The 11082-nt window shown below is 73.7% G+C and carries 7 protein-coding genes; 3 read left to right on the forward strand and 4 right to left on the reverse strand.

What is annotated here, in order from left to right; all coding sequences use genetic code 11:
• Positions 1-184: 184 nt before the first annotated feature.
• The 3 genes from AB0L34_RS30310 to AB0L34_RS30320 form a co-directional block, all read right to left on the reverse strand.
• The gene (locus AB0L34_RS30310; protein ID WP_363708690.1) at positions 185-1654 is read right to left on the reverse strand and encodes a dynamin family protein; all 1470 of its coding nucleotides are present in this window, start codon (positions 1652-1654) and stop codon (positions 185-187) included.
• Positions 1651-3492, reverse strand: a complete 1842-nt coding sequence (locus AB0L34_RS30315) for a dynamin family protein (RefSeq protein ID WP_363708692.1) — start codon at positions 3490-3492, stop codon at positions 1651-1653. The genes AB0L34_RS30310 and AB0L34_RS30315 overlap by 4 nt, the downstream gene beginning before the upstream one ends.
• Positions 3493-3594: 102 nt before the next feature.
• On the reverse strand, positions 3595-4479 hold the full coding sequence (locus tag AB0L34_RS30320) for an IniB N-terminal domain-containing protein (RefSeq protein WP_363708694.1): 885 nt from the start codon (positions 4477-4479) through the stop codon (positions 3595-3597).
• A gap of 296 nt (positions 4480-4775) precedes the next feature.
• On the opposite strand from AB0L34_RS30320, the gene AB0L34_RS30325 reads away from it, so the two are divergent.
• Positions 4776-6050, forward strand: coding sequence for an Hsp70 family protein (locus AB0L34_RS30325; RefSeq protein ID WP_363708696.1), 1275 nt, complete (start codon positions 4776-4778; stop codon positions 6048-6050).
• Between the two features lie 5 nt (positions 6051-6055).
• Positions 6056-8653, forward strand: a complete 2598-nt coding sequence (locus AB0L34_RS30330) for a helix-turn-helix transcriptional regulator (protein WP_363708698.1) — start codon at positions 6056-6058, stop codon at positions 8651-8653.
• Positions 8654-8739: 86 nt separating this feature from the next.
• Here the strand turns inward: AB0L34_RS30330 and gdhA are convergent, their stop codons facing one another.
• A complete protein-coding gene (gdhA, locus tag AB0L34_RS30335) occupies positions 8740-10077 on the reverse strand; it encodes an NADP-specific glutamate dehydrogenase (RefSeq protein WP_363708700.1) in 1338 nt (445 codons plus the stop codon).
• A gap of 114 nt (positions 10078-10191) precedes the next feature.
• Here gdhA and AB0L34_RS30340 point away from each other — a divergent pair, with 114 nt between their 5' ends.
• Positions 10192-10512, forward strand: a complete 321-nt coding sequence (locus AB0L34_RS30340; RefSeq protein WP_357465034.1) for a MazG-like family protein — start codon at positions 10192-10194, stop codon at positions 10510-10512.
• Positions 10513-11082: the final 570 nt, after the last annotated feature.

The following is an 11082-nucleotide window of genomic DNA, read 5'->3' on the forward strand; positions in this document are numbered from 1 at the left end:
ATGCCGCTGACCGATGCCGCGCAGACGGTGCAGGTGTCGGCGTACCCGGACCACTACGCCCAGTGGGAGCAGCAGGCCGCCGACCTCGTCGCCGAGCACTGGAACAGCTGACACACAGGTGCATGATGCCGCTGGCCGGTACCCCGTGCGGGGTGCCGGCCAGCGGCGTCCTCGCATCCGACCGTCAGCGGCCGCCCTCGGCCAGTTCGGCGAGCATCCCCTCGCAGCTGCGGACGACGACCTGTGCGCCCCGCCGCTGGGTCAGCCGGAGCGAGCTGTCCTCCGCCCGGTTCCGCCAGCTCCACTGCGCGTCGGCGGCGACATCCCAGAGCTGCTGCGTGGTCGCGCCGTGTTCGACGCCGAGTCGGGCGGCCAGGCCGACGCCGTCCCCGCCGACCAACCGCCGTGCCTCCTCGGCCAACTCGGTGTCGAAGCCGAGCCGGGTGTTCCGCAACGCCGCGAGCAGTCGCAGCTCCTGGAACTCGTGCGCGCCGGCGAGGATCTGCTCCAGCATGGTGAGCAGCTCATCGGCGCCCGGTTCGGGTTCGGCTCGCAGCAGCGCCTCCACGGCGACCATCGCCGAGCGCGCCTTGAGCGCGTCCCGCCGGTCGATGAGGAGGCGGTTCACCGACTCGCGCAGCTCGGTCAGGCCGCTGCGGCGGATGAGTTCGGCGGACAGCGTGGCCCGGTTGTCGCAGCCGGTACGGACCAGGGTGGTCGCGAGCCGGACCCCGAAGAGGCCGAGCCGGTCGAGCAGCGCGGCGCGTACCTCGGCGTCCAGCCGTACGGGTAGCTCGCCGCCGGCGAAGCGGTCGGCCGAGAGCAGGTGGGGCTCCAGGGCCTGGCGGGGCACGCGGGCCAACTGCGCGAGCACCGCGAAATCCGACTCGCTGAGCACCCGGCCGGCCAGGCCGATCAGCCCGCTGCACGCCACCGTGTCCACGCAGAGTGCGTTCACGCGGGGGTCGCGGTACTGCCGGCGGGCGAGTTGGCGGGCGGTGAGCAGGGCGTCGATCTGTCCGCCGCCGGTCTCGTCGGCCCGGGACAGCACCAGGACGACGTTCACGGGGGCCGCCTGGCCGACGGCGCTCTCCCGGCTGGTCTCCAGGACCCTCAGGTCGGTGCCGCGACCGTCCCGGGTCAGGTACAACACCGCGTCGGCGTCGCGCAGGACCCGGTCCATCACCGGCGCCCGGCCGTGCTCGTCCACGCCGGTGATCGCGGGCGTGTCGATGAGGGTCACCTGCCGCAGGGCCCGGGTGGGCCACCGCACCACGATGTCGCGCAGCTCGCCGGCTCGCCAGCCGACGAGGTCCACCCGCATCCCCGTCGCCGACTTGACCATCGCCAGCTCCTGCGGCGGGTGACTGGTCGAGTAGGCGATGGCGCGTGGCTGCGGCGCGTCCTCGTACCAGGTGAAGACGTCGGTGCCGTCCGCGTCGCCGACGGGCGCGACCTCCTCGCCCATGATGGCGTTCAGCACCGTGGACTTCCCGGAACGCCAGGGGCCGGCGACCGCGAGGCGCAGCGGCTGCTCCAACCGCGCCAGTTGGTGGCGGAGAGCAGCGGTGGCCCGCGGGTTGTCCCGGTAGAGCTGCAGGGCGCGCTGCAGCAGCCCCCACACCGCCTCATCGAGCCGCAGGCCGACGGTCATGCGGGGGACCCCAGCCCCGCCGGGGCGGTCCGGGCCCCGGTCAACTGTTGGGCCTGGTCGTAGAGCGCGGCCAGCCGGGTCATCTTCAGTCGGATCTCGCGCTGGCGCTGCTCGCGGACGGCCATGTCGGTGTCGGCAGCCTGCTTGGCGGTGCGGAACGACTGGATGATGGCCTCCTGCAACTCCTCGGTCAGCGCGGTGAAGTGGTCTCGGAGCATCCGCTGCACCTGCCGGACGGTGTCCCGGCAGTCCTTGTTCATGCGGACGAAGTAGTCGTCGACGTGGCGCTGGATCGCCGTCTTGACCGTCGACTGGCGGCGGCGGAGCAGCTGTCTGCTCTCGTCGTGGATGCTCTTGCCGCCGAAGAGCGCGCCGGCGCCGATCGAGACAGGGTTGATCATCGGCATGCCGGCCAGCGTGAGCGCAAGGCCGAACATCAGCAGGCCCCCGTACGAGCCCTTCATGCCGGTGATCACCTTCTGGCTCGCGGTGAACCGGTCGATGTGCGGCCGTTCGATCTCCGGCAGCCGGTCGCCGAGGTCCTCCGGCACGGTCACCGACCAGGGCGGCAGCACGTCGTAGCCGTACCGGGCGAAGTTGGCGGCCACCCGGCGCGCGGCCCAGTCGCAGCGCTGGACCAGCCACTCGTGGTTCGCCTCCGCCGCCTCGGTCAGGCTGCGTTCGAGCCAGTCCTGGAAGGTGTCCCAGGCGACGAGCGGGTCCGCCGTGTCGAACGCCTCGTCGACCATTCGCAGGATCTGGCGGGTCCGGTCGCGCAGGTCGTACTCGATGTCGGAGAGCAGGTCGCCCATCTCGTCGCTGAGGGTGTTCTGCCAGCGCGTGGAGCAGCGGCGCAACTCGTCGACCTCCCGCTGGGCCGCGTGCAGCTGGGAGATCGGGCCGGACTGCCGCTGCGCCTCCTGGCTCTCCAGTTCGGCACGCAGCGGCGCGGCGAGCTGCTCGACCACCGTTCGAGCGGTCAACGCCACCGAGGCGCGCGCCAGCGGATCGGCCTTGCCGGCCAGGTCCCGCTGGAGCCGGGCGATCAGCACCGGGAAGCCCGACTCGGCGTTGAGCTCGCGGTCGTCGGTGACGGCCGCCCGCAGGCGTAACGCCGACGAGACCGGGATCAGCGCCGCCGGTACGCCTGCCTCGGCGAGTTGTCGCCGGTTGCGCTCGGCGACGGCACGCCAGTCCGTCACCAGGTCGGTCTTGGTCTGCACCACCACCACGTTCGGGTGCGACCGCGTGATGTGCAGCAGCATGTTGATCTCGGCGACGGAGAGTTCCCGGGTCGAATCGGAGACCAGCAGCACCGCGTCCGCACGACTCACGGCGGCGATCGGGGCGCCGCCACCGATCGCGGTCGCCTCGTCGCTGCCGGCGGTGTCCACCAGCACCAGTCCGGCGCCGAGCAGCGCGCGCGGCAGTCCGATCTCGACGTGCGCGGGGCCGCCGCCGGGCCGACGCCCGAGCGTGCCGGCCACCGCGGGCGCGATCCGGTCCACCGGTACCGCGGTTCGCTCGACGGTCCCGGCGTCGACCGGGCCCGCCGCGGGCGGCGTGTGGACCACCGCCGCCGAGGCGACCTCGCCGTGGCGCACGACCGTCGGCAGCACAGTGGTGGAACCATCCCCGACCGGGCAGACCGGAGCGTTGACGATCGCGTTGACCAACTGGCTCTTGCCCTGGTTCGGCTCGCCGACGACCAGGACGCGCAGGGTCGGGTCGAGCAGTTGGACGCGCTTGTCGCGGACGGCCTGGAGCAGATCGCCCCGTCCGTGTTCGCGGCACGTGCGGGCGATCCCGTCGAGCACGTCCAACCAGATCCCCGCCATCACCGCACCAAGTGTGCGGATTTCGGCTCAAATATCAAGAGGGATGCGGAGAAAGCCGGATCGCTGTCCGCGATCCGGCTTTCCCGCCGTCGTCCGGAACGGTCAGAGCAGACCGTCGCCGAGACCCAGCAGCCCGCCGCCGGAGGAAGCGGAGACCTCGCCGTGGACCTCGGCCTTGCCGCTCACACCGCCGGTGACGTCACCGGTCACGCCGCCGACCGCGCCGGTGACGCCGCCGAGGACGCCGTCCACCTGGCCCGTCACGCCGCCCACAGTCGACGGCACGTCGACCGGCGGGACCAGGCCGGTGCCGCCGTCACCCAGACCGAGCCCGCCCAGCGCGTCGTCGCCACCCAGCGAGCCGACGACCCCGCCGACCTGGCCCTCGGCGCCGGACAACGCGCCCCCGAGCAGGCCGTCCGGAGTGCCGAGCAGGCCGTGGTCGGTGGCGTCGAGCACGGTGCCCGGGTTGCCGACCGTGCCGGCCAGATCCCCGACCACCGGGTCGGCCGTGGTGTCCACCGCGCCGACCACGTCGGCGTCGAGGGTGTGCGCCAGGTCGTGCACCCCGACGAGATTGGTGTCGAGACCGCTCTGCCCGACACCCAGGCCGATCCCGGGCAGTACGGTGGCCGTGACGCCGACGGCCGCCGGGTCGACGGTGATGGCGCCGAGCACACCGGCCTTGACGTCCAGGCCGCTGTAGCCGCCGACGCTGAGCTCCGGCGTCGCCGTCTGCAGCTGACTGACGGCGCCGGTGACGTCTGCCACGAGCGGGTCGGCTCCGAGCTGACCGGTCACCGGAGCCACCGGGGCGAGCCCATGGGTCGGGGCGTAGTCGACCACCAGCGGGACGACGTCCTGCACGTCGGCGGGGGTGATGTCGGTGAGGCCCGCGGCCTGCAGCGCGCCCTCCGGGTCGAGGTCGAACGCCGCCTTGGCGTCGGCGTCGGTGAGCAGATTGAGCACGAAGTCGTGCAGGGTCATGTGCGGGATCTCCTCGATGTGCGTCGGCGACCGTTGATCGTCGACACCGACGCTATTGCCGGTGACCGGCTCCGGTCATCGGGGCCGAGCCCCCGACCCGCCCCGCCGGATTAGGGCACGCGCCCCCTCGTACGTTAGGGGGAATGGGGGTCCCGTCCCGGCCTGATTTAGGGTCCTGATGCCGGAGTGATCTCTGGTACGAACGTAGGAGCCCACGGGGTTTGCCGGGGGTGGTCGCCGCGCGGTGTGGACGCCGTCGCCCCGACCGGCCGACTCGCGGTGAGGGAAGAAAGCGCATGCCGTACGTCCTGGGGATAGACATCGGAAGCACCAACACCGCGGCCACCGTTGCCCGGCGACAGGGCGCGACGTGGAGCCGCCCCGAGGGGGTCCCGCTGGACGCGGGGTCGGTGATCGTGCCGTCGGTGCTGCACCTCGCCCTGGACGGCAGGCTCACGGTCGGCGAGCCCGGCACCGACGACGGGGCCCGGACGGCCCGGGGCTTCGTGCGGCGGGTCGGCGACGACGTGCCCCTGATGCTCGCCGGCGAGGCGTGTCCACCGCAGACGCTGACCGCGGTGCTGACGTCGTGGGTGGTCGAACGCGTGCGCGACCGCGAGGGCGAGCCCGCCCAGGCCGTCGTGCTCAGCCATCCGGCGGGCTGGGGCCGGCATCGGCGCGAGCTGTTGCACGCCGCCCTGCGGGAGTTCGGCCTGGGCCACGTGACGCTGCTTCCGCGTACTGTCACGGTGGCCGAGAGCCACGCGGCACGGGGCTTCCCGGGCAGCGCCGCCGTGGTCTACGCCCTGGGCGGCAACACCTTCGAGGCGGCCCTCGTCCGCCGCACCCCACGCGGCACGTACGAGACCTTCGGCTTCCCGCAGGGGCTCGAGTGGATCGGCGGTGCCGACTTCGACGAGGCGCTCGCCGAGCACGTGCGCACCGCACTCACCCGTGACCTCGGCGGCACCACACCCCGGCAGGCGTACGACCCGCTGCTCGGGCTGCTGCCCGGGTGCGAGCGGGCCAAGCGTGAGCTGACCGTCGGCACGCAGACCGACGTGCTCCTGACGCTGCCGAGCGGGCCGGCCCGCGTGCCGGTGAGCCGGGTGCAGTTCGAGGACATGATCCGCCCGGCGGTGCAGGCGACGATCGACCTGCTGCTGCGGACCGTACGCTCCGGCGGGCTGGCGCCGACGCAGCTCGACGGCGTCCTGCTCGCCGGCGGGTCCACCCGGATCCCGCTGATCGCCGAGCTGCTCGCCGCGGCCCTTCCGATACCGGTCGAGGTGGAGCCCGATCCGCAGCTGACCGCCGCGACGGGCGCGGCCCTCGCCGCCTGTCAGACGGTGTCGCCGCGCCCCCGGCGCGAGGGGCGGGACGACGGCCCGGCCCCCGATGGCACCGCCGGCCGCGTCGGTGCGCCGGCCGTCGCGCCGCAGCACCGACCCGATCACCACCGCGGGGTCGCAAGCGAACCACCACCGCGCCCCCCGGTCCGGTTCGCCCCTCTGGAACTGCCGAAGGCGTCCCGCCTGGCGCTGGCCCGCCGGCGGGGCGGCAGAGGATGACCAGCATGACCATGAGCGGCGTCGCCGGGCACCGGCTGGTGCTGGACCGGCGGCCGCAGGGCCTGCTCGACGCGGTGGCGGCGGCTCCGACGTCGCCGCTGGTGCTCGGCGTGACGGGCCCCGGCGGCCACGGCCGCAGCGCCTACCTCCAGGAGCTGGCCGCGGTCTACCGGCGGGCCGGGTGCACCGTCCTCGAGAGCGCGCCCGAACTGCCCGACGCGGTCGACCCGGACACGGTGCTGCTGGTCGACGACGCGCAGCTGCTGGACGACGCCCGGCTTCGGGCGCTGCGCCACCTGGTGACCGCCCGCCGGCACCGCCTGGTCGTCGGCTACCGACCGTGGCCCCGGCCGGCGGCGCTGGTCGAGCTGGCCGCCGCGTTGCGGCGGGACGGGCACCTGGTCCTGCTCACCCCGTTCACCAGAGAGCAGACCGCCGCCTACCTCGCCTGCGCGCCGGAGCTCGGCCGGCAGCCCGACCTGGTCGACTTCGTGCACGGGCAGACCGGCGGTGTGCCCCGCTACGTCGAGCGGCTGGTCCGCGGGCTGCGCGGCCAGCAGGGACCACCGGACGTTCCCGCGGAGCCGTCCCGGCAGGTCATCCTCGAGTTCGGGCCGGATCTGGAGGACGTGGCTCCCGACGTCCGACGGCTGCTGCTCGCCGTCGCGGCCGGCGTACCGCTGCCGGTGGACCTGCTCGGCGCGCTGCTCGACCGGGAGCTGGCCGAGGTGGACGAGCTGATCGGCGCGACCCGGGCGGCCGGGCTGCTCGGCGCGGACGGCCGGCTCGCGCCGATCGTGCGGCGGGCGGTGACCGCGCTGAGCCCGGTCACCGAGCGCACCGCGGTCTGGCTCCGGCTCACCCAACTACAGCTGGCCCGGGGTGGGCCGGTCCTCCCGCTGGTCCGCTCGCTGCTCGCCGCCGGAGTGGCCGGCGAGTGTCCGGCACCGACGCTCGAGGCCGCCGCCGAGGAGGCGCTGGCGGGTGAGCCCGCGGTCGCGGCGGAGCTCTTCGCCGCGGCCACGGCCGCCGGGCGGCCCGCCGCCGTCCGGCAGGCGGTCGCCGCGGCGCTCGCCGGTGACCTCGACCTCGCCCTGCGGCTGGCGGACCGGCTGCTCGCCGCGGCCCCCGCAGCCGAGCAGGTGAAGGCGGCGATGGTCGCCGCGACGGCGCTCGCACACCGTGGCCAGGGCGTTCGCAGCGTGGAGCTGTACCGGTGGGCGGGCGGCGCCACCGCGGAGGCGTTCGCGGCCCTCGGCGCACTCGCCGTCGGCCAACAGGTCGACGGAGCGGACCCGCCGGCGGACGACCGTGCCGGTGGACCGCCCACCCTGCACCACAGCGCCGCCCGGCTGATGGCCGACGGAATTCGGGACAGCCTCGCCGGACCACCCACCACCGCGCTGTCCACCCTCGTGCAGGCAGCGGCGCTGCTGGAGCCGGCAGGCCGGGCGGTGCTCCTGCCGGACAGCCCGGCCGCGCTCGCCGCGTTGACGGCGATGCACTGCGGCGAACTGGACATCGCCGACGGGGTCCTCGACCGGGCGGTGACCAGCGGCATCGGCGGTCCGCTGTTGGCCCGGCGGCACCGGTTGCTGCAGGCCTGGATCGCGATGGTCCGAGGAGGGACCGGCCTCGCGGCCGACCACCTCGCCACGGTGACCGCCGGCGGCCGGCCGCTCGAATCGCGCGACCTGCTATTCGCCAGGGCGATGGAGATGGGGATCGCCCGGCGCAACAGTGACCTCGGCGCGCTCCAGCGTGGCTGGGGCGCCGCCCTGGAGGCGCTGGTCCGCCACCCCGTCGACCTGTTCACGCTGCTGCCGCTCGGCGAGTTGGCCATCGCCGGGGCACGCCTGGGCCACCTGAGCCGGCTGGAGCCGTACCTGCGCCAGGCACGGCAGTTGCTGGCCCGGCTCGGCGACCCGCCGCTGTGGACCGTGCCCCTGCACTGGAGCGGCCTGCACGCGGCGATCCTCGCCGAGCGACCGACGGCGGCCGACGACCACGTGGCCGCCCTGCTCGGTGCGGCGGACCACAACCGGTACGCCACGGTGGTCGCCGCAGCCGCCGCCTGCTGGGTGGAGGTGTTGCGCGGGACGGTCGACCCGGTCCGGGTGGAGGCCGCCGCCCGGGGGCTGCACGACGCCGGGCTGTGCTGGGACGGCGCTCGGCTCGCCGGCCAGGCCGCCATCCGCACCTCGGACCGACGGGCGATGACCACCCTGCTGGACTGCGCCCGGATGCTGCAGGGACGCCCGGCCGGGGCCAAGGGCGGGCAGCGCCCTCCGGGCGGTCTCGCCGACGCCGTCGCGAGTCCCGCGGGGCACCGCCTCAGCGAGCGGGAGTGGGAGGTGGCCGAGCTGGTGCTCGCCGGGTCGACCTATCGCGAGATCGGTGACCGGCTGTTCATCTCGGCGAAGACGGTGGAGCACCACGTGGCGCGGATGCGGTCCCGGCTCAACTGCGCCAACCGGGCCGAGTTGCTGTCCCTGCTGCGGACGATCCTCGCCGACCGGTCGGACGGCGCGGCTCGGCAGACCTGGCCGGTACGGACGCCCTCGAGGTCCCGGTCACGAGAGCAAGGAGAGGACGACAGTTGACCCACCGCTGACCGCCGCACGAGCACATCGACCAGCGGGACCAGCCGGCGTCGAGCCCGCTGACGCCGGACCAGCCAGCCTCGCAGTCAGATCAGGCCGTGCGCCAGCATCGCCTCCGCCACCCGGCGGAACCCGTCGATGTTCGCCCCGGCCACGTAGTCGCCGGGCAGGCCGTACTCGTCGGCGGTGGCCCAGCAGCGGTCGTGGATGTCCCGCATGATCCCCCGCAGCCGCTGCTCCGACTCGGCGAAGGTCCACGAGTCCCGGCTGGCGTTCTGCTGCATCTCCAGCGCGCTCACCGCCACCCCGCCGGCGTTGGCCGCCTTGCCCGGCGCGAACCGCACCCCGGCCCGGCCCAGGATCCGCACCGCCTCCGGCGTGGTGGGCATGTTCGCACCCTCCACCACCGCGACGCAGCCGCCGGCCACCAGCGCCGCGGCCTCCGCGCCGCCGATCTCGTTCTGCGTCGCGCACGGCAGCGCCAACTGGCAGGGCACGTCCCAGACGGTACGACCGGAGACCGCCACCGCGTGCGGCACGTGCCGCGCGTAGTCGTCCAGCCGGGCCCGGCGCCGTTCCTTCAACTCCCGCAGCAGTTCCAGGTCGATGCCCTTCTCGTCGAGCACGTAGCCGGACGAGTCCGAGCAGGCGACGACCTTCCCGCCGAGCTGGTGCACCTTCTCGATCGCGTAGATCGCCACGTTGCCGGAGCCGGACACCACCACCCGCTTGCCCTCCAGGCTGTCCCCGGCCTGCCGCAGCATCTCCTCGGCGAAGAACACCGCCCCGTAGCCGGTCGCCTCCCGGCGCACCTGCGCGCCCCCGTACGCCAGGCCCTTGCCGGTGAGCACGCCCGACTCGTACCGGTTGGTGATCCGCTTGTACTGGCCGAACAGGTAGCCGATCTCCCGGCCGCCCACGCCGATGTCCCCGGCCGGCACGTCGGTCTCCGCGCCGATGTGCCGGTACAGCTCGGTCATGAAACTCTGGCAGAACCGCATCACCTCGCGGTCGGAGCGCCCCTTCGGGTCGAAGTCCGCGCCGCCCTTGCCGCCGCCGATCGGCAGCCCGGTCAGCGCGTTCTTGAAGATCTGCTCGAAGCCGAGGAACTTCACGATCCCCAGGTACACCGACGGGTGGAAACGTAGCCCGCCCTTGAACGGGCCGAGCGCGCTGTTGAACTCAACCCGGAAACCCCGGTTCACCAGGACCCGGCCGTGGTCGTCCTCCCACGGCACCCGGAAGATGACCTGCCGTTCCGGCTCGCAGATCCGCTCGATGATCCGCGCCTCGGTGTACTCGGGGTGCCGGGCCAGGGCCGGACCGATGCTCTCCAGCACCTCGCGCACCGCCTGGTGGAACTCCGGCTCTCCCGGATTGCGGGCGACCACGCTGTTGAACACCGTCTCCACGGACTCCGGCATAGGACACGTCCCTTCACTACTTCCTGGTAGCCACGTTGCTACCACCCGGCACCGGCGTACCCGCCAACCGTCCCGGGATACGGACCGTGACCTTCGTCCGGTTCACTATTCGCCGTGGACGACTCGATCTGGGCCGCGGTCCGGGCCTCGCGCGGCTGGCTGGACGCCGCCAACGGCACCGGACAGGCCGAAATGACCTGCCGGATCCTCAAGCTCACCGAGGAGGCGGGGGAGGCGGCGGGCGCCTGGATCGGTCTGCTCGGCCAGAATCCGCGCAAGGGCGTCACCCACACGCGGGACGACGTGGCGGCGGAACTGGCGGACGTGGCGTTCACCGCGCTGGTCGCCATCGAGAGCCTCGGGCTGGACGCGGCAACGGTGCTCGGCTCGTGTGCGGCCAAGGTCCGGGGTCGGGTGGGGCCTCTTCCTGGGTGAGTTCGGTTCTGGCCTCTTTTGTGGGTGTGCTTGCCTCGCTTCGCCCGGGGGCCGGTGGTGGGCGTTGGCGCGGCGGTGTGGGTTTGCGGTGCGTGGGGTGGCGGGCCACACCCCGTCGGTGGTCGTGCGCCGTCCGTGCCTGGCTGTCCGTATCCGGCAATGGGGCCGCTACCCCATCTGTGAGGGCATCTCGGTAGGGGCCGGGTGGCGGTGTTCCGTGGGTCCGGTTTCGGGTGTGACCGGGGGCATCGTGGGCGCGGAATCGTGGCCGGGCCGGGGTCGTTACACCCTGCGTACGACCGAGTACGACCACGCCGCCGCCCGACGGGGTTGGTACGCGGGCCCCGGGCCCCGGGCCCCGGAATGATGGTGGGCCGCCGGTCGTTACACATGGTCCCGGCCAGTGAAGGGCACCCGTCGCCCCGCGCGGCACGGGCCACTGCCGGTCTCTGGATGGCCGGTTCTGATTCTTCCCGGCGCGGCACGCGCCGGATCCCCCGAGTTTGTTGAGCGCCGGACGGTGCTTGCACCCCTTCGCCGACCCCCCTCGGCGGTGTGTGGTGCCAACCC

Origin of the sequence: Micromonospora sp. NPDC052213, assembly GCF_040679695.1 — a bacterium.
Lineage (GTDB): Bacteria > Actinomycetota > Actinomycetes > Mycobacteriales > Micromonosporaceae > Micromonospora.

Bases quoted from the DNA above. Each gene is read 5' to 3' on its own strand.
- AB0L34_RS30310 (WP_363708690.1), bottom strand. From the start codon at position 1,654: ATGACCGTCGGCCTGCGGCTCGATGAGGCGGTGTGGGGGCTGCTGCAG.
- AB0L34_RS30315 (WP_363708692.1), bottom strand. From the start codon at position 3,492: ATGGCGGGGATCTGGTTGGACGTGCTCGACGGGATCGCCCGCACGTGC.
- AB0L34_RS30320 (WP_363708694.1), bottom strand. From the start codon at position 4,479: ATGACCCTGCACGACTTCGTGCTCAATCTGCTCACCGACGCCGACGCC.
- AB0L34_RS30325 (WP_363708696.1), top strand. From the start codon at position 4,776: ATGCCGTACGTCCTGGGGATAGACATCGGAAGCACCAACACCGCGGCC.
- AB0L34_RS30330 (WP_363708698.1), top strand. From the start codon at position 6,056: ATGACCATGAGCGGCGTCGCCGGGCACCGGCTGGTGCTGGACCGGCGG.
- gdhA (WP_363708700.1), bottom strand. From the start codon at position 10,077: ATGCCGGAGTCCGTGGAGACGGTGTTCAACAGCGTGGTCGCCCGCAAT.